Source organism: Iocasia fonsfrigidae (assembly GCF_017751145.1).
GTDB lineage: Bacteria > Bacillota > Halanaerobiia > Halanaerobiales > DTU029 > Iocasia > Iocasia fonsfrigidae.
On the sequence record NZ_CP046640.1, the window covers coordinates 2,502,917 to 2,522,739 of the forward strand.

The following is a 19,823-nucleotide window of genomic DNA, read 5'->3' on the forward strand; positions in this document are numbered from 1 at the left end:
TAGAAATCTCTTATCACAACTACCTTGCTCTATTTTTTATTAAACAGTATTATCTGCTTAATTTTATCTTTAAAAAATTGTACTAACAACAGAAATTTGAACCGCTTAATCGACCGACACCTTTCTTTATGATCAAGAGATAAATTATTCATAATTAACTTACCAAGATACCAGCATTTCTCCTTAGTAAGTTGATTAATATGTTCAAGATTATCCTCAATAATCCTTTCATTGGCTTCAATTGGAATCGTATCTGACAGGAAATAATATAATATTGCTGCCAGGCTGTAAATATCTGAATAAGGACCCTGTCTTGTTTTTTCAGAGTAAAATTCTATGGGAGAAAAACCTGGGGTTAACAATATTTTTTTCTTTTTAGTACACTTATATTCTACTGCAGAACCAAAGTCTATTATTACCGGTTTAGCCTGATTAATTATAATATTATTTGGTTTCAAATCCCTATGAATATAACCCTTAGCATGTATAGCATTAGCAGCATCTAATATTGGAATAAATAGCTTCCTGAAAAATTCATCAAAACAAATCTCTTTGTTATTAATTATATCCTCCAGGGTTTGTCCAGCATAGTATTTCATTATTATATATACAGAACTATTCTCCTGAAAATATTCAATACAATTACAGATATATGGATTGTCTTTGAATTGACTCATAATCTGCGCTTCCTTAATAAACTCCCTTTTTGCCCTTTTATTTTTATCTTTTAACTTATTACTTCTACAGATAACACTTATACCATCTATATCACGTAATACCAGGTTTTTAGGAAAATACTCTTTTATAACTACCCTTTCTCCACTTTTATTGAGCCCAAGATACACTATTGACAGATTACTTCTATCCTTAAGTTTTCTTAACACCCTGTATTCCCCATTCTTTAGAAAGGTATTCTTTGGAAGGTAAAGATAATCTATCTCTTGATAAACCTCTCCCATATCTTCACCAACCCCTAAAATATATCCTTTATTCTATCAAATAATGTTTTCTTTTTATCTTCTGTCAATTTAATTTTCTCAGTTACTCTCTGTATATCATCTTGTTTATCTATTTCTGTATAAATGTCCAAGGCCTTCTGATAATTAATTAGGGCCTCATCATATTTTTCATTGGCAAATTGCAGTTCAGCATCACTCTCATATTTCTGGGCATTATAATATTTTTCCCTGACTACAGTATTATCTATTTTTCTATTAATTTTCTCTTCCCCATCAGCAATATTATTTTCCATGTAGATATTTCTAGCCTGTTTATAATTAAAAAGGGCCTCAGTAAATTTCTGCTCTTCAAGTAACATATCACCTGTTGTTTCATATTTACTAGCCTGTTTTTTATACTTCGCCAGACTGGTATTATTAATGATTTTATTTAGCTCCACAGCCTTTTCAGTAAAACTATTTTCCTGACATATCTTTCTAGCCTGTCGATAATTAAATAAAGCCTCATCATAATTCTCTTCAGCTAATTGTATATTACCTGACTGTAAATACCTTTCTACTTTATCTCTATTTTTACTTACACTAATATTATTAATCTTATTCTGTATCCTTTCAGCCTCTTCATTCATATTTATTTGTACATATATACCCTTCGCATCAAGAAATCTCTCACTGGCATTATTATACTCCCTGTTCTGAAGAGCCTCATCACCCTTATTTTCCAAATCTACAGCCTGCTGCACCTTAGCTTCAATAGACTTTTGCTCTTTTATTTCTCCTATCTTATTTATCTTCTCTTCAATTTGGCTTAGCCTGTCTGACAAACCCATTTTAGAATATATTTCTTTAACTTCCCTGTATTTAGCATCTGCCTGGCCAAATTCACTCAAATAAAATAACTGATCACCCTCTCTCTCTAATTCCTCTGCCTTGGCTAAGCTGTTCTTTGCCTCTAGCTCTTCACGGGTTTTATTGGCCTTGTCAATCTTGGACTCAATCTCACTTATTTTTTCTGAATTACTAAGTTCTGTGTAGATTACTTTAGCCTCAATATAATTCATAACGGCTTTTTCAAATTGATTTAACTTAAGAAATGCATCTGCAGCTGTTTCAATTCTCTGGGCATTTTCCAATTTTGAACTTACAGTTATCAAACTCTGGGATTCCTCCGCTTTTTTTACCAGTTGATTAATTTTATCTGTCATCTTATAGCTTCTATAAATAGTGATCGCAGAGTTGTATTTTCCCCTAGCAATAGAATAATTCTTGGATTCAAAGAAAAGATCACCTTCTTCTTCATAAGATACAGCCTTTAATAACTCTGATACCATTTCAATATTTTCCTCTATATCCTCAATATCATAATCATTTGATCGAAGGTAATTTGCCTTGGCCTCATTCAATTTATCCAGGGCAAGTTGATAATCACCCTTTTTATAATAATCCATCCCCTCCTTTTCCTGCTTTCTACCAGCTATAACTGTTTCAACCCTATCAATCTTTTCCTGGGTCTCAGCTGCCTCTTCTTCTTTTTTCAATTCTACATAATTCTCTTTAGAACTCATATAAGCCGCTAAAGCCTCTTCATATTTACCCTCATTATATAATTCATCACCACTTTTTTCACGTTCAACAGTAGTAGTAACCCTCTGCTTCATTAATATACGGGCAGCTTTACGAGCATTTATAGTCTTAACCCTCCTATAAACTGCATAACCCCCGGTTAAGATAAGAATCGGTATTAAAAATATAGCTACCTTTTTATATAACTTTTTCTTTTCTCCAGACTCCTTAAATACCTTTTTCGCAAAAAACGATACCATTGTATAATTTGCTAATTCACTTTCAACCATATTTACCAGATCTTCTTCTAAACTATTTACAAATTCATCTGGTTCTGAGTTTTCTTTAAGTATATCTTCAATCTGCTGGTCATCAATATTCTCCCAGAAACCAGGGGTGCAAGCCAGTATAACATCACTATCACTTAGTTTCAATTTTTTACTAACAAAGGGTTTTACCCTCTTTTTTTCCCCCAGATACTTAGTCAAATTATTCCTTTCAATGTGATGATTAAGCTGTCTTTGACTGATATCACCGGCTTCTAGCATTATCTGGGCAATACTATGGTCTTTACTTTTGACACTTATTTTGTCTTTATGCAAATGATATAACCTGGTATTCCCAACATTTCCCCAGACAATAGAAGTATAATCACTTACCACTACCAGTACTGAGGCATGTAATTTCACAATCTTACTCTCATTTATCAGCAGTTTATTAGCATTTTTGATATATTTTTTAATCACCCTCCGTGAAATAGACGGGCGTTCAGTAAAGTCACTAATTATATTTCCTACTACAAGCTCTGAACTCAATTGTTCATCTGCTGAATCAAGACCTGTCGCTAGTACCCAGCAGGCAAAATCATCAAGCTCCACAAAAGCAAAATAATCACGATTATCCTTAAAATCACCTGCATCAGTCACAAAAGCCGTTACAAAATCACTATTATCTTTTCGCATCACAATCACCTCTTATTACCTAATATTAGTTAACAATATTTAATTTTTATAAATATAAAACTATTCCTTAACAAGCTGCTGCCCGGGATTAATAATTTTTATTGTTCCCCCATAGGCACACTTTATTGTCGAAGTCTCCAATAAAACAGTTTTACCTTTTATCACAACACTATCTTTCCCGCTTTTCCATTTACCAGTAGGTTTAGGTGTACAAGGGGGAGAATCGTGCCTTTTGCAGGTAGCAAAGCTTGGCATATTAGACCTTTTGTTATCATCAACAGTTGCCACTGGTTTTCCCATAATATATACCTGAGCTTTATCAGCAACATTAAATACACAGGGGGCAGTTCCTTTACTGCATTTTAAAACCGCGCCATGACAGACAAATAATTTACCCCCTTTACCTACTTCATCTATCTCACCATCGGCTTTACTTTCCTTAGCACCATTACTGCCTTCATCAGGAGAATCATCCCCCTGGGCTGCTGAAACAGCCTGTCCACTTTTTTGTTCACTACTACCCTGCCCCTGCTCACCCTCATTCTCCTTCAGTTCACTGGGGAATATAATGTCATCACCCTGATAAACCCAGAGAAAATCATCCATAAGCCTATTTTCTTCCTGAAGGTAGCTATTCGCTTCAATGGCATTTATATCTCCCACTGCAGCCTCTTCAAGAGTAAAGTAATTAACAATCATACCATCTTGATAGTAATATGGTGCTTTTTTAACTAACCATATCCCATAATCACCATCTTCAAACTTCTTAATTACCAGCTCATGTAATTTATTATCCGACTCATTATTACTTGATATATATAAGTCATTATTATCTCTAAGGTCATATCTATTACCATAGCAGTCCTCATAATCAATAGAATCTCCCTTACTGGGCTTAATCCCCTTCCCCAGGAAATCATGACCCAGTTTTATCTTGCATTCCCTGTTTTCTGACTCATCATCTCTAAGAAAGTCAATGTTTTTTTTTAAATCAAAGCTAAAATAATCCTCTCCCATCATTACCTCCCCCTTATGCCCTATAATTACTCCCCGGCAGATATGAAACAACTATCTCTGGTAGGTCAAGGTTATAATCACCATTTTTAAAATCCTTGATTATAATACGACCACTCTCATTTTTATTTTTGTTATTATAGTATTGAATCAATAATTCATCTACGTCATCATTGTCATCAAGCAGCTGAATATAATAGACCTTTAGTTCATATAATCCCTTTTTAAAAAGCTCATGACACTTTAACCCCCCATCCCATTTAAGTTTCTTTATATCACTGATCTTAAAACCGTCGATATAGATTTCACCATCTTTACTGCTGCCCTTATAGCCAATTTCATTATCTATATAGCTGGCATGAAAACATAAACTACTGGACTGATCATTATTTTTACATATTTCTTTATATTTACAGTCCACAACATCAGTACTATTTTTACAGTAGCTTTTATTACTATAAATCCGGTACTCCTTTCCCTCAGCCGGCTCCACTTCTTTACCCTTGCTTCCCATTAAAATCATTTCATTATAAAAGAGATTACTTTCATCATAAGTAAAATGCAAACCATAATCTCCGTTTTTAAAATTCTCTATCTTTATAGCCTCAATTATATTAGCCTTTTTGAAACGGCTCTCCTGTGAATACCAGAGATCTTTAACATACTGGTGATTCTTCAGATCTATCAACAGGGTGTTTTCACTTAAGGAAAAGGTATATCTGCCCCCCTCACTGTCTTCATATTTTATAAGTCCATTTTCAAGAGATTTTTTTATTCTCAGACCTTCTCCAAGAAGAGTTTCTCCTATAATAATAGCCTCAGCCTGATTAGGGGTTTCTTTATCTTTATTAAACTTATAGTTATATACTTCTCCTGAATCAAGCAGTATTTTTATCTTATCATCTACCAGCTTAATTGCCTTGTCCTGCTTATATTTCTTCAATTCTTCAGCATATATTGTACCTGATAGAAGGTGATAGCAAGGTAGCTCTATACCATAATCACCATTATTAAAAAATTCAATTGTTATCTCATTTTCACACTTACTACGCCATAGTTCCTCAGCAAGCCCATACCTTATTTTCAATACCCTTTCTGCCTCTGAAATCACTGAAGGCTTGTATTCTATTAAGGTATATTCAACCTTTAAAACCAGTCTATCACTATCTTTACCCTCACTATCCTGCTCATAAAACTCTTCCCGGTATTCTTCCCTTGTTTCCATATCAAACCTTGTTTTCCTGATATACTTAATATCTTTACCGATTATATGACCATTAAGGGTGATATCCCCTTCACCATTGGAGTCCTGATATATATCTCTCTCACCAAACCCAGCGTAAAATTCATAGGATTCAGTACTTTGCCCACTCCCTTGATCCCCTTCTCCTTCTACTTCTACTGTATCTTTCTTATAGCTGCCAAATAACTTATGACTATTTTTTTGAAAAAACTTATGGGGTTGAAAGCCAGTTATATAATCTAAGAACTTATATTTAGTAATAACATAATCATACTCTTTTTGCTGATTATCTTCTCCTTCACTATCTTTCTTATTATCATTATCCTGCTTATTCCCTTTGGATTTCTCAGGAACGTTTTCAGAAAAACTGCCGAGCAATCCATTTTCATCAAAATATGAATTATGGTCCAGGTCTAATATATCCTGATAGCTCTTATCCGTATATGAAAAACCCAATCCCAAACTATTAGCCTGGGCTTCAATCACACTTACATCTTCAATACGATAGAGCGCTGTTATTCTTTCCGGGTCATATAAGTTATGAAGACCGACCTCTATACCCTGCAAGAGTATCCTTTTGAAATAACCCCTGGAGAAGTTCTGATATAACTCATTTAAATATTCATTTTTCACTTTTTCCAGATCATGAGCACCATTAACTGAAATCAATTTATTAATTATTTTCTTATAATGTTTACGGGTAGGGTCATGGACAAAAACAGGAGTACTCCAATATACCAGTTTTGGTTCCAATTCTTCAAAAGATAATAAATCCTTAGTCTCTGTATTGATTTCATCTCCTTCTATTTTAGTAATAGTTAGTTCATCACCCTCTATAATCAAAGTTAGCAATATGGTTTTCCTCAGCCAGCGATTCTACAGTAACACCCTTATCACTATATTCCTCAGCAATCTCAGATAAGGTTTCTCCTTTCTCTATCTTACGAATCTCACTGCTTACTACCCTTGAACTACCATATTTACTGTATTTAAACAAATCACCCAGGATATTATCCATAATCTTCTCATCGAAAAATGCCACATAGTAATTATCTTTTTCTACTGTATATTCATCCCCCACCAGATTAGCTATAGCCTTCAAATTACCCAAAATACGGGCATTACCCTTGATTTCATTTTGATAGATCTCTTCATTATCCGGATTCAAACCATCTCTAACCCCTTTGAAGTCCAGGTCTTTTAAACTCTTTCCTACTATCTCGAACATATCCCAGACACCCGGGGCATCAATCTCTATTTGAGCTATCATCGGGTCATCAGTATTCTGGCCAAAAATTAAGAACAACTTGTCCGGACCCTTTAATAATTCAGCCAGACTTAGTTCCTTCTTCAAGGCATCAACAGCAGCCTCAAAGGCCTTAGCATAATCAACCTCACCCTCTTCCATCCGATCCTTAACCGCCTGTCTGACACCGACTGAAATTGGCTGAGCACTAATTACCAAACCCATCCCCAGTATAACCAGCTGCCAGACCCCGGACTTACATAAGATTGTCCCCAAAGCCATCACCATTGACATCGTCTTAGCCGCTACCCTGTTAAGCATAATCTCCTTATTAAACTCATAGAAAAAATATGCAGTCTCCTGGCCTGCTGACAACCTACCCAGGTCCTTCAACTTCTCCATTCTAAGCTTGGCCGTAACCAGGGCAGGGCCATAGACAGCTAACCAGTTCTGGACAAATTCAGTTAATTTTTTTAAAGGAATATTCCTACTTTCACTAAGTTCTCCAAGTTCTTTTTTAAATTTATCCGGACTCCAGTTCTTATTCATCTTATCATAGGAATAACCAATCATTAGTTTAATTATTTCAGTAGCAGTATCAAACTGCATCTCCTCTATCTCTTCCTTAGTATAAGCCACCTTATCCATATCTGCTAATTTCACAGCATTAGACATAGAACCTGTCAATCCCCTAAAAGAACTCAAAAAGAAATCCTTATTCTCCTCATTAAACATATCCTGAAGAACTTCCCCAATCGTATCTCCCTTTGGCCCCTTAATATTTTTCCAGGCACCCGCAAAAGTACTACCCCAATCTGCTATATAATATAAGTCATTCTTCAACATACCCCTGCTCTCTTCATCACCCATATTGAAGGCTGCTGTGTAATTATCGGCTATTTTATTGGCATCTTTAATATTTGCTTGAGGTTCAATATTATCATTCCAAACAAAGTCAATTATTTCTGTTTTAGATGACATCAATGCTTTACCATTCTCTATTTGATACATGTAAAAATAACCTCTGTTTTCTTCTATTATTTCACCATCTTCAATTCGATGATCCCTCTCAAAGAATATCACCTTCCCTTCACTTAGTTTTTTATCCTTTATATAATTATTAATGTCCTCTTCCAAATCATTCTGATACATTTCTTCTAAGTCCATAACCATACTTTACTCCTCCTTTTTCCCATTCAATTTTTCATACTCATATATTTGAAAATCATCTTCAACTAAATTACCATTTTCATCATATTTATAATTATATTTTGAATTTATACGAATATTCCCTTCCGCATTTTTCTTTACAAAACTTATTTTCTTTCCCTTTTCATCATATTCATATTCTTTTATCCAGTGTATATCCCCACTATTATAATAATTAATCTCTTTTATTAAATTCCCCTTTTCATCATATTCAAGATCATATATTGTATAAGATTTTCCATCATCTATATCAATGAATTTAATCATATTACCCGTTTCATCATATACCATTTTATAATGACTAAAAAGAGTACTCTTACCTTTTTTATTATAATCCTTTTTTATATTTTCAATCCTATTCCCATCTTTACCATATTTAGCAATTTGAACTCTTTTACTGCCATTAAAAGGGTAATAAGACACTACCTTAGTCCACTTTCCATCCCTGTTATATTCTGTTGTTTTCTTAAACCCTCCGATTGTATCCCTTTTCCTGCATTTCATATTACCATTTCTGTGATATTCAAAGTTTATCCACTCAACTTTTTCACCCTTAAAATTATATCTCTCATACAAAATCAACTGATTTCTGGAGTTATATTTATATGTGGATTTACCAAGGGCTTCATGCATATTCTCTCTAATTATTCTTTCTTCATCAAGGTCAACCAAGTCATAACTCCCACTACGCCAGCGGTATTTGGAGGTGTCTTCCACAACTTTAGTTATATTCCTTTCAACCTTTAGACCCTTTTCATTATACTTATACTCCTTATTCTCAATTACTTCTCCATCACCATTTTTGTATGTAATCCTGGTTACATTACCCCTGTCATCATACTCATATTCCACCGAACCACTAATCGGTCCCTGATTATTTCTAACCCCTTCTTTTATTGTCTCTTTCACCAGAACATATTCCGGTATTTCCTTTTCCACTTTAACTTCCTGCATTAATTCTTCTTTTTCATTACAGGCAGCTAGAGTTAAAATTAGTGTGAGGGATATAAGTAAGATAAGTGTTTTTTTGATAAACTTCCTTCTCGACATTCTCTCTACCACTCCTTTCTTTTATTTTTTTACTTTTAATTTTCCTTTCCACCACTTACTTAAATCAAAATACTATTAAAGTCCCGGTATTGATAGATTATAATAATTATTTATAAGGGAAGTTAAGGATTCGCCAGACCCCACTCCCATTTTAAACAAAGATTCCATTGAACGTTAAATAATTATTATAATCTATCACTTTTGAATTATTACTTAACTGCAGAAGTACTACCCCAATCTGCTATATAATATAAGTCATTCTTCAACATACCCCTGCTCTCTTCATCACCCATGTTAAATCCCGCTGTGTAGTTGTCGGCTATTTCGTTGGTATCTTTTTATACTTACTGTGCTATCAGCAAACAACTTTTAATTGTTGCTGATAGCTGTTATATTATTATTTATAACGTTCTTTAAAATCATCAAAGTCACCACTACTATATTCCTGCCAGTCAGCCCCCTGATTGTTTTTTCCTGCTAAAACCTTTATTTCTCCACTTTCTCTGTCCATAACTACCTTTATTTTATTTGAGGGTTCACCAGTCTCTACATCCCTGCTATTGTAACCACATTTCACATAAAATTCATCAATGTTCTCCTCCTGTGGAACCCCTCCCCAGTTTTCTCCATCTGCTGAGATTATTTTTGTAAGTTCCTCTGGTACTATGTGGTTTAAAACAGTTGGTAAATGAATTAATCTACCAGCAGGATTCTCCAGACCTGCATTAACAAAATTCCTTACTGTAATAACTACTAAAGCAGCTGCTTTATCTAATTGATTAATCATTGTATTTATGATCATCATTTCTTCACTATACTGTTCTGTATTCTGAACTTTTTCTTGAGTCTCTTTACTATCTTCTAACTGACTTGAATTATCCTGTACAGCTCCACACCCAGTAAATGTAAGCAGCAGGCAAAAGATCAAAAACAATACCAATATTCTATGACATCTTTTCATTTTTAAACACCTCACTTCACTTTTTTTATTACCAGCACTGTGGCATTATCCTGATTATTTAGGTTTTTACTTAGTACCCTATCAAGGATAGCTGCAGCAGCCTCTGCTGCTTTTATCTTTCTTTTATGTAATATATCTTCAAGCTCATAAGTGGATAAACTGTTATAGATACCATCACTACATAGTATTACCATATCATTTTTAAGGAGTTTAATTGGTGTTTTACTATAGTCTAAGAGATGGAAATCCCTATATCCCAGATAACTAATTAATCTATCCCGTTTTGGATGATTTCTAGCTGTTTCTCGACTGATTTCCCCCTTCCTACAGGCCTTACGCAGTTCAATAGCAAAAGTATGCCTGGGATTTATTTCGTGTAGTTCCTTATTGCGATATAAATATATTTGGCTGTCACCAACAGAAACCCAATAAAGAATATTATCTCTAATAAATGTAGCTATCAGGGTTGTCCCCATATTTTCCCCTTTGGCAAACTCTACTAATTTATAGTTACTTATATGAGTAGTATTTACGAGGAAATCATTAATAGATTTAATATTATAGTTCTTAGTGAATTCCCCCAAAAAAGACTTAACTACTAGTTCACTTGCCTCTTTTCCCAGAGAAAAACCACCCATACCATCTGCTAGAACAGCCAGGAAGCCAGATTCATTTTCTATAGTAGAAAATGAATCTTCCTGTTCTTCCCTTTTTCCCAGGCCCTGTGCAAAACCAACAATTAGTGTTGGTTTTTTTACTTTTCTTTTGATAATAAACCGGGCTATTATCAATCCTAAAATAATTAAAACTATAATAACAGCTGGTAACAATGTTAATGTTTTAAAACTCATATTATTTTCCCTTCTTTATCATGATCATTCATTCTCCCATTCAAAATGCTGCCCGCATAAAGGAATAAAGATAAACTTACTATTCCCCATTTCTATTACATCATAGATTTCTAGCTCAGCAGGTGAATAAATCGGTTCTTCATTAACATAGATTATTCCTGTAGTATCCTGTCCAGGGATAAGGACAAAATTTCTTTGTTTAGGATTATAACTGATAACAGCATGATTCCTACGGGAAATAGCATTATCTTCAGCAATATAAATATGCATTTCTTCTGAACGTCCAATAAAGTTTTTCTCACTTATAATCTTGTAATCTTTACCCTGTTCTGCCCCTTCAATACATACTAACCAGCCTACTACAGGATTTACACCGTCCTGATTATCCCAATATGCTAAAGTTTTTACTCCATTTTCATTAGTATTAGATACTGTTGTAGATCTCTTCCTATTTATATTAGATTTTCTATTACCTTCGAGAACATCTTCCTCACAATAAGGACAGCTATTATATTTTTTAGGGTCATATAAATGCCCTGCTTTACATCTTTCCATTTTCATATCATATACCCCCAATATCTTTTTATATTATATTTTTATTTTTATTATTTAACATACAATTTTGTATTTGCTATATATAATATATCCCCTGAACTAATCTCATATGGTTTGCCTTCTTCCACCTTGAATTTATTACTCTCCCCTTTTCGCTTAATCCCACTTCCATTTGATGAACCAATGTCTTCAAAATACCACTTATTATTTGCTTTATTGATAACTGCATGTTCTCTGCTGACTAGGGATGCATAAACCGCCTTAGATAAATTAATATTAACTTCATTAGATTTGGTTTTTTTCCCAATTAAACAGGATACATTATTGCTGATATCCCATTCATCAAGTATACGATCATCATCATCTTTTAAGATTAATTTAGAAACAGTATTATAATTATTCAATTTATTTCTTCTATATATCCCCCCAATAATAAGCAATATAATTATACCTAAAGCAGATATAGAGCTAATCAAAAGAACCCTATTTTTATAGACATAGTTCAAATAAACAATAGCAGCAATTAAGGCTAAAACAATAAGCACATTAATAAGTTGTAAAATAATATGGCCTTTTTCTACCCCATTTGTATTCTTATTAATTTTAGACCTTAAAGCTATTTTCTTTATATGTCTAGGAATGTTAAACAAATTAAAGGGTTTAAACATATCAATTCTCCTTTCATCAATTTTTTTTGCCGCCGAAATAATTCATAAATAAATCATTTGTATTCATTGAACCCTTATCTTTTTTGTTTTTAACCTTTATCTTTTCTTTAGTCCTGGGGTTAAAACCAAAGAAATCTTGAAATTTTTTTTCGAATTCTTCCGGTCTAGGTTTTTCAAATCCCCTCTCCCTAACATTTCTCTTATTTTCCCTGGAAGACTGCTTTCTTAAAACAGCATCATATTCTTTACGTTTCTTTTCAGAACTAAGGGTATTATATGCTTCAACTATTAATCGAAATTTTTCTTCAGCATCTTCATCAGCAATATTTCTATCCGGGTGATATTTTAAAGTTAGTTTCCTATAAACCTTTTTTAGCTCTTTCATTCCAACATCTGGTGATACACCTAATACCTCATAATAATTTCTTTTAATACTAACTCCTCCTCCCTTAATCAACTATAATTTTAGGGGCTTTTCTCCCCTCATCTTTTATAACCCTGTTACCTAATAATTCCTTAATTATGTTCTTCATGTGTTTATATATATCCAGATTAGTATATCTTTCTTTCTTTAATTCCAACTTCCTATTCAAATAATTTTCCAGCAAATCCCTTCTTACCATCCTGGAATTCAAACATTCCATAGCAAAAGCAATATCTATAAAATCATCCTGTGACAATTCTAATAAATTATTGGCAAACTTCTCAACAATTGAAGGGTGTAAGGTAGGCCTACTAACATTAGCATATAAGACATTAATGATATTAACTGTATTAAACTCAGTTTCAAAATCACTAAAATTATTATATTCTGATCTAAGATAAGCCCCTTCACGTAATTTAAACCTACCCAGTTCTAATTCATTTTCTTCAATCTGTAAATTATCATCAACAATAATATCGCTTTCATAACAACTATAATCTTTTTCCTCCCGCTTATCTCGAAATTTTATCTTAACTATCATCTCCTTATTGCTATTAAAGTATTTAACCCTGCTTATTCCGTCTGATATATAGATAATGTCATTAAATTTGACAATCCCCTCATTAACACAAAAATATTTGTCTTCAATAAAAATACTGCTCCCTGCTATTACCCCATTAGAATAATCCTGAAAATAAAAATCAAAAAATTTTCTGGGATAATCCCTCAAATTCATTAACATACCTTTTTTTAAAATGTTTCCCCTTTTAAAATATGGTGTATTATTTTTAAACAAGTCATTACTCCTTTCTATATATAACTGTAATTCAGGAAAGAGAAGCCTATTTTAAACCATCAAAAAAGTCCAGTTTTGATAGATCACCTTCAAAAGCAAAATATTTTTTCTCACCTACATGAAGCTTTTCTTCTTTCCTACAAATAGGTAAAACATAAAAACCCCAGTTGTTCTCATCTGTATAAACAAAGAATTTGATTTCTCCATTTTTAATATTATCAGTATCTTCCTGAACAATTTTCCCCTCATACTGGCTTACAATCTCATCAATCTCAGCAAAGGTATATTCACTAAGATCATTTTCATAGATATATATCTTCTCTAATGTCCCCTCATCACTCTTTAAATAAAACTTTATTTTCTCTGTACTTATTGGTTTTGATATAAACCCTTTCGCCTGATTGGTCCTTTCCTGATTATGAATTACTACCTTTTCTCTGCCCGTAAAGGTCTTGGCAGTTAAAGTATAAGGCAGTGCTGGTGCTGCATTTTTAATAGAAACCTCTATATCACCTAATTTCTTGGATTTCATGTATTTAATAACCCCACGTAAACAGGCTAATTTTAATTCCAGCGACTGACTTTTATCTGTGCCTTTTTGTTTAAATTCTATACTCCTGCCAGGCACAAATTCTTTAAGGGCTTCTTTAAAGATATCTATCTTACAGGATTGCCCAGTTAGTTTGATAATAGAATAGTTCATTAATTCTCTGCTTTCATAAAAACTCTCCAGAAACTTCTTAACTATTTCATATATATCAGCTTTAATGAGCTTTGAAATTTCTTTAATATTGAAAACAACATTAGGAAATTTATTAACCCTATCAAGGCTTTGCCCATCAATGATAGATAAATTCCACTGATTTAATGATGTTATATGAAGATCACTATCAACTGTGTTCAATTCATCTGAATCAAACTTATTTCTAATGATATTGGTTTTTTTAAAGAACTGTTTCTTCATATTTTCAGCTATCTCCCAGAGGAAATAAAAATTATTTTTTACCTTCTGATATTCAGCACTGGTTTTATTTTCATACTCCCTAAACTTAGTTGGAATAATATTTCCTACTTCCCGGTATTTTTCTTCAAAATCCTTATATATCTCTTTTACACCTATTTCATCAACTAATCTAAAGATATCGACAGCAGGAATATCTATCAATTCATCAATATCTATAATCTCACCATTATTCTTATAATAATTAGCAAAAACAATTTTCATATACTGCATTATTCGGTAGGTTATATTGTTCCCACCAAAATTAGTATCACCATTCTCAAATCCGGTCTCTATATTTACTTTATAAGAGATATTCCCTTCTTCAATGCTAAATGTACAAGAAGATAAGTCTGTTGTACCACCACCACAATCTATCACCAGTGCCTTATATTCTTTATTATCAACAAATTTTCTATCCTTAATAAAATTAGCGATAGTATTATATAAAACTGAAATACCCTCATCTAAAACATCTACCTTTTCTATATGATAATCATTCATAATATCCTCAAACATTGCTAGAAACTGTGCCTTCATTTTAACCGGGCTTGAGATGTGTATGTTCTGAAATTTACACTTGAAATTATGTTCTGCCAGTTCAATTACATAATTGATATAGGCCTTAATTATCTCTCCCCGCTTAATTACAGAAATATTACCTTTTTCATCATATATCTCTTCTTCCTGCTGATAATTATTTACCCATCGTTTTATCCCTTGAAAGACACTGGCACTACTTGAATAATCATTTTTCTTCATTCTATCTAAGGCCTCATAACCAAATAAATACTTAATGTTTTCTGAGTCCTTACAATCTATTACATAAACAACACTGGGCATTATCTCTATCCATTTTTCCTCTTTTGATATTGTATAAGGGAATTTAACAAAATTAATATCATTTATTTTGATCTTTCCGTTTAATATATCATTATGTGATGGGCCTGAAACATAATTAGTGTCAAGGTATGCCCCGGCAGTCGTGTTTGAGGTTCCAAAATCAATACATAAAACTGTCCTGGTATCTTCTAACTCTTTTATCTCAAAATCTATAATTGGAACCTGATAATAATAGAGATTAATCGGTGGCAGTTCTTTTTCCTGATAGTAACTTTTATATATATATTCTGACTCGTTTTTTCGGAAAAAGAGGAAACTATAATTTTTATTATCAATATTAGTTAAATTCAGGTTTCCTTTATTAGCATAAAGGAAGTACACATCATCTTCACTCTTATCCTTTTTTAAATTAAATATACCACATAAATGGTCTTCTCCATTAATAAGTAGGACATTTGATTCTTTTATTTCATTTTCTACAATGATTTTGTACTGATCTTCTTTATTTACACCAACCTCCTGATATACAGTTATTTTTGCAGGCAATTTAATCTTGTCCAGGTGATTTAATTTTGTAAGGGGATTTTTTTGTACCAGGTTTTGTACCCTTTCAAACCCCCCCTCCTTTTTCTCATCAATTAAATTCGGTTTTTTTACCCCCCTATACTTTAAAATAATTCTAATTAAGCTATCCCTATCATATTCCTTTTGATAACCCCTGATTATTCTATACTTATGACAGATATTCCTTAACTTATATGTTGACATTTCCATTAATTCACTTCTAGTGAACCTTCTGCCCTCATATTTTTGTTCCCCTGGGTTTAATCTATATGACCACATTATACTGTCCTCCTTTATTTAGTAATTAGCAATAGAACCTATTCTCATAGTTTCAGCTACATCTATTATCCCAAAATGAAATTTCCAGTAGATTTTAATACTAAAGTTTATTGGTAAAAATAAATCTTCTATTAATTCCATCTTCTTAAGGTTTTCACTGCTGTCAACTTGTCGAATATACACCAGAAACTCATTTTTATCCAGTTTATTTAAATAAACTATTGAACCCTTAAAAATATTTTTGATAGTATCTTTTAGATAAAATATATGGTCCCCGGTAATATAAAGCTTATATAGGTTTCTAATTAAAATATTCTTCTCATCAATAGAAAAATATTTGATATTTTCTTTACCCCTTTGACCAAAAGTTCCTTCTATAAGCTCTCTATAGAAAAACCACTTGTGATACTCAACTCTGTCCATACCACGATTAAGATCAAGCTCTCCCAAAAAATGAACTACTAAGTCAAATAATACATCCCTTAGTTCCCCATTTTTATAGTAATTAGCATCAAATAGGTCTTTAAATATATCAAAAAACCTATAATATGGATTTATTTCAACATCCTTATCTATATCTCTAAAATTAATACAGGAATCACTTAATTCCATATAAGGAGAAAATCCGGAAGCAAAGCAAAACCTTACATCTTTTAAATCTATCCCTTCATTTTTGGCCTTTATTAAGACATCCCAGATATAATCCATTAATCTATTACCCCCTTACAGATATATTCCGGGAAATACTGCTGTATTTCAGAAGTAATAAAACTTATAAGGTCATTTTTTAAGTAATCCAATTCCATTGCTTCAAATTCTATAACTAATACCTTCCTGAATTTATCAGCCCTTATTTCATCTACGATATAAGAATTAAAATCATAACTAATATCTTTTTCAAGTGCAGATAGATCATCTAGTATATTAATACCCTTTATCTGTAAGTCATTTGTCACTTCAAAGGATTTCAGCATTCTATTTAATTCACTATAACTCCTTATTACCTTATCCCCCTTATTAAAAAAACTATCTACAAAACTTTTTTTCTTTTTATTGGATAATAAACTGAATTCATATTGATCATTTATTAAAGAATTATTTTCCTGAAGAACAGCAAAAAGCTCCCATACAATAGAATTGCTTTCATTACTGGTAATTATTATGCCGTCCTTATTTTTTCTTAAAGATATCATATTTTGATTGGGGGCAAGTAAGTATCCATTTTCGTAACCCAGGTTTTTATATGGAATCACATGTTCGTAATTAACCTTATCTTTTGTCGGCAAAGGAAATCCTTCTCCTTTAATTGTTGTTTTTTTTATATTCCAGACAGGTACATACCCAACACATTTATCCTCTTCTAATTCTGCTAAGTCAAATACTATTTCTTCAAATTCATTGAGCTCACCCATATCTTCCTGACAGCCTGCAATTACAACATCATAGAATTTACGTATATAAGGGTTATTAATTGTTGTCCACCTTACAGCATTCTGCATAAATATCTTGTACATCTCTTCTTCTATCGCTATATATTCTTCATTATGTTGTAAAACTATATCAATTGGAATTTCCTTATCTTCAGAAATAATTAAACCCTTGAACTTGTGTTTTTCTCTTTCCATTTTTATGAGTTCTGGGTAACTTTTCTTTAAATATATTTTTGTGATTTTTACTGGTTCATTATTTCTTATTTTCTCCAATATCTCTTTTTTATCATATTGTTCCTCTTCATAGTCTTCTTCTTTCATAGGAAATAAACAATCACTTACTATATCCAGTTTCTCCCTTTTAACAATAGTATTATAAATAGTAAAATTATCATCTCTATCCTGTATTTCATTAAATAATCTATTTTCTATCTCTTGATTAACATCTTCCTGATAATCAATAATCCCTTTAAATACATCTAACATCATATTTTTTAAGATCCGTCTCTGCTGCAGGTCGCTCATTCTATCTAACTTGCTCTGTATTATCTCTTTCAAACTATCACCTACTTACTAAATAATTATTCTAAATAAACTTCACCTTACCATTATTAATCTCGACCTTCTTCTGCCCAAAGCCTATTTCACTACCAGTTTTGGACAGCTTACCATATCCTTTTTCATTCTTAAGTTCTATTTCACCTTTCTTGATTACTACCTGATTATCACTACTTCTCATCTTTACTTCAGGCCAAATCTATCTTACTATCATCCACTATAAGCCCGGTTCCTCCACTGGCAAGCCTTGCAGCCGAATCATTTAAAGCGAATTTTGTTTCTTGGAAATTTAACTGGATTAAATCTTTGTTCAGATTAATATTTAAATCATTATCATCCTGTTTTGCTTTTATAAGGTCCTGTGCTATTTCAATAGTAGATATATTACCTTTACCAATTACAAAAATACTATCATTATTTATTTTTATCTGAAACCCTTCAGGGGTTATTATTATTTTATCAACTGGGTCATTCTTTACTTCCTGTTCTATCTCAGTCAAACTTTCTCTTACTGCTGCATGTCTTTCATTTTTACTCTTAAAATATATGTCTACAATATCCCCCAGTTCTGGAGCAGAAAAGACATCTCTATATACCTGATCTAAGGGAAACCAGTGTGCTTTACTCTCTTCAAAATCATCCTCTATATCAAGAAAACTAACTTTAGCCTGGTGTTTCGGGCTTAAGCTCATCACTTCTGCCCTAAAACCCCTGCCTTCAATTTCAAATCTCCTTTTTATATTTAATATTCTAATGTTTTCTTCCTTAGCTAAAACAATTTCAGAATAGATGTTACTTTTATCTATATAAATATTATTTTCTATAATAACTAGTTCTATTGTTTCCTGTTTTTCATTGTCAGTTATATAATCAAGTTTCACCCCAACATTAAATACATTACCTGTCCTAGAATGTTTATATTCTTCTATTTTAAAATAATTATATTTGGTACTTTTTTTACCAGTTTTTTGAGCTGCTTCACCATAGGTGTTACTTAATTTTTTCTCTGATGATATATGACTGCCAATTTGAATATTAATCGTTTCTGAATTATCTTTTGTATCATCAACTATTACTGGTTGATTTATGTAAGAAGATATCCTCTTTATAAAATCCCAATCACTTTCCTTATACTGCAATACTAGAGGATAATCTTTTGAGATAAAAACTGTTTCTCCCAATTGATTTGTTGAACAGGAAAAATAAAAATTCTTATTCTCATTATTCAAGATATTAAGTACATCATTATATCTCGAACCCAGATTTTGATATATACGGTTTCTCCTTTCCCTTGTAAGGAGAATACTATAAGAAAAGGCCCTTAATTGAAGACAATATACCTGATTTTTATAGACTATCTTATAACTGCTAACTATCCCTTTGAAAATAACTAGCTGCTTATCTTCACTATCATAAGTAATTACTAATGGTGGATCTTCCTGTTCTAAATACCTATTATACTCTTTAATATCATTTTCATTTATTACCCCTTCAATTAACACCCTGCTGTGGTCGTAGATAGATTTTTCTATTTCTAATTTATTTAGACTTTTAAACTCAAAATTATCAAATTTAAGGTCATGGGCAGTAGCATATGTTTTACCCTGCCTTGCTTTCATATTCATATTTTTTCTCCCTTCTAAAAATA

At 32.2% G+C, this 19,823-nt stretch carries 17 protein-coding genes; all 17 read right to left on the reverse strand.

Translation table 11 applies throughout. From position 1 onward, the window contains the following. Positions 1 to 29 precede the first annotated feature (29 nt). Positions 30 to 959 carry a serine/threonine-protein kinase gene (locus GM661_RS12080; protein WP_230867057.1) on the reverse strand — a complete coding sequence of 310 codons (930 nt, stop codon included), beginning with the start codon at positions 957 to 959 and terminating at the stop codon, positions 30 to 32. Positions 960 to 973: 14 nt separating this feature from the next. Beyond that, the gene (locus tag GM661_RS12085) at positions 974 to 3,484 is read right to left on the reverse strand and encodes a PP2C family protein-serine/threonine phosphatase (protein WP_230867058.1); all 2,511 of its coding nucleotides are present in this window, start codon (positions 3,482 to 3,484) and stop codon (positions 974 to 976) included. A 60-nt stretch (positions 3,485 to 3,544) separates the two neighbouring features. Then, positions 3,545 to 4,501: a DUF4280 domain-containing protein gene (locus GM661_RS12090; RefSeq protein ID WP_230867059.1), complete on the reverse strand. Its 957-nt coding sequence runs from the start codon at positions 4,499 to 4,501 to the stop codon at positions 3,545 to 3,547. A gap of 13 nt (positions 4,502 to 4,514) precedes the next feature. After that, entirely contained in the window at positions 4,515 to 6,593 is a 2,079-nt protein-coding gene (locus tag GM661_RS12095; protein ID WP_230867060.1) for a hypothetical protein, read from the reverse strand. Further along, positions 6,568 to 8,160 (reverse strand): LysM peptidoglycan-binding domain-containing protein, encoded by a 1,593-nt coding sequence (locus GM661_RS12100; RefSeq protein ID WP_230867061.1) that lies wholly within the window; start codon positions 8,158 to 8,160, stop codon positions 6,568 to 6,570. The genes GM661_RS12095 and GM661_RS12100 overlap by 26 nt, the downstream gene beginning before the upstream one ends. Before the next feature lie 3 nt (positions 8,161 to 8,163). Then, the gene (locus GM661_RS12105) at positions 8,164 to 9,246 is read right to left on the reverse strand and encodes a hypothetical protein (protein ID WP_230867062.1); all 1,083 of its coding nucleotides are present in this window, start codon (positions 9,244 to 9,246) and stop codon (positions 8,164 to 8,166) included. A 397-nt stretch (positions 9,247 to 9,643) separates the two neighbouring features. Continuing rightward, on the reverse strand, positions 9,644 to 10,207 hold the full coding sequence (locus GM661_RS12110; RefSeq protein WP_230867063.1) for a hypothetical protein: 564 nt from the start codon (positions 10,205 to 10,207) through the stop codon (positions 9,644 to 9,646). An 11-nt stretch (positions 10,208 to 10,218) separates the two neighbouring features. Next, on the reverse strand, positions 10,219 to 11,058 hold the full coding sequence (locus GM661_RS12115; RefSeq protein ID WP_230867064.1) for a PP2C family protein-serine/threonine phosphatase: 840 nt from the start codon (positions 11,056 to 11,058) through the stop codon (positions 10,219 to 10,221). A gap of 24 nt (positions 11,059 to 11,082) precedes the next feature. Beyond that, entirely contained in the window at positions 11,083 to 11,619 is a 537-nt protein-coding gene (locus tag GM661_RS12120; RefSeq protein ID WP_230867065.1) for an FHA domain-containing protein, read from the reverse strand. 44 nt (positions 11,620 to 11,663) lie between these two features. Next, positions 11,664 to 12,281, reverse strand: a complete 618-nt coding sequence (locus GM661_RS12125; RefSeq protein WP_230867066.1) for an FHA domain-containing protein — start codon at positions 12,279 to 12,281, stop codon at positions 11,664 to 11,666. A 16-nt stretch (positions 12,282 to 12,297) separates the two neighbouring features. Then, the gene (locus GM661_RS12130) at positions 12,298 to 12,738 is read right to left on the reverse strand and encodes a J domain-containing protein (RefSeq protein ID WP_230867067.1); all 441 of its coding nucleotides are present in this window, start codon (positions 12,736 to 12,738) and stop codon (positions 12,298 to 12,300) included. After that, positions 12,731 to 13,501, reverse strand: a complete 771-nt coding sequence (locus GM661_RS12135) for a hypothetical protein (RefSeq protein WP_230867068.1) — start codon at positions 13,499 to 13,501, stop codon at positions 12,731 to 12,733. The genes GM661_RS12130 and GM661_RS12135 overlap by 8 nt, the downstream gene beginning before the upstream one ends. 46 nt (positions 13,502 to 13,547) lie before the next feature. Then, entirely contained in the window at positions 13,548 to 16,187 is a 2,640-nt protein-coding gene (locus GM661_RS12140) for an Hsp70 family protein (RefSeq protein ID WP_230867069.1), read from the reverse strand. Between the two features lie 18 nt (positions 16,188 to 16,205). After that, a complete protein-coding gene (locus tag GM661_RS12145; protein ID WP_230867070.1) occupies positions 16,206 to 16,895 on the reverse strand; it encodes a hypothetical protein in 690 nt (229 codons plus the stop codon). Then, a complete protein-coding gene (locus GM661_RS12150) occupies positions 16,895 to 18,175 on the reverse strand; it encodes a hypothetical protein (RefSeq protein ID WP_230867071.1) in 1,281 nt (426 codons plus the stop codon). The genes GM661_RS12145 and GM661_RS12150 overlap by 1 nt, the downstream gene beginning before the upstream one ends. 28 nt (positions 18,176 to 18,203) lie before the next feature. Beyond that, on the reverse strand, positions 18,204 to 18,356 hold the full coding sequence (locus GM661_RS12155) for a hypothetical protein (protein ID WP_230867072.1): 153 nt from the start codon (positions 18,354 to 18,356) through the stop codon (positions 18,204 to 18,206). 7 nt (positions 18,357 to 18,363) lie between these two features. After that, a complete protein-coding gene (locus GM661_RS12160) occupies positions 18,364 to 19,800 on the reverse strand; it encodes a hypothetical protein (protein WP_230867073.1) in 1,437 nt (478 codons plus the stop codon). Positions 19,801 to 19,823: the final 23 nt, after the last annotated feature.

Bases quoted from the DNA above. Each gene is read 5' to 3' on its own strand.
- GM661_RS12160 (WP_230867073.1), bottom strand. From the start codon at position 19,800: ATGAATATGAAAGCAAGGCAGGGTAAAACATATGCTACTGCCCATGAC.
- GM661_RS12125 (WP_230867066.1), bottom strand. From the start codon at position 12,281: ATGTTTAAACCCTTTAATTTGTTTAACATTCCTAGACATATAAAGAAA.
- GM661_RS12105 (WP_230867062.1), bottom strand. From the start codon at position 9,246: ATGTCGAGAAGGAAGTTTATCAAAAAAACACTTATCTTACTTATATCC.
- GM661_RS12115 (WP_230867064.1), bottom strand. From the start codon at position 11,058: ATGAGTTTTAAAACATTAACATTGTTACCAGCTGTTATTATAGTTTTA.
- GM661_RS12080 (WP_230867057.1), bottom strand. From the start codon at position 959: ATGGGAGAGGTTTATCAAGAGATAGATTATCTTTACCTTCCAAAGAAT.
- GM661_RS12110 (WP_230867063.1), bottom strand. From the start codon at position 10,207: ATGAAAAGATGTCATAGAATATTGGTATTGTTTTTGATCTTTTGCCTG.
- GM661_RS12155 (WP_230867072.1), bottom strand. From the start codon at position 18,356: ATGAGAAGTAGTGATAATCAGGTAGTAATCAAGAAAGGTGAAATAGAA.
- GM661_RS12145 (WP_230867070.1), bottom strand. From the start codon at position 16,895: ATGGATTATATCTGGGATGTCTTAATAAAGGCCAAAAATGAAGGGATA.
- GM661_RS12085 (WP_230867058.1), bottom strand. From the start codon at position 3,484: ATGCGAAAAGATAATAGTGATTTTGTAACGGCTTTTGTGACTGATGCA.
- GM661_RS12120 (WP_230867065.1), bottom strand. From the start codon at position 11,619: ATGAAAATGGAAAGATGTAAAGCAGGGCATTTATATGACCCTAAAAAA.
- GM661_RS12100 (WP_230867061.1), bottom strand. From the start codon at position 8,160: ATGGTTATGGACTTAGAAGAAATGTATCAGAATGATTTGGAAGAGGAC.
- GM661_RS12140 (WP_230867069.1), bottom strand. From the start codon at position 16,187: ATGTGGTCATATAGATTAAACCCAGGGGAACAAAAATATGAGGGCAGA.
- GM661_RS12090 (WP_230867059.1), bottom strand. From the start codon at position 4,501: ATGGGAGAGGATTATTTTAGCTTTGATTTAAAAAAAAACATTGACTTT.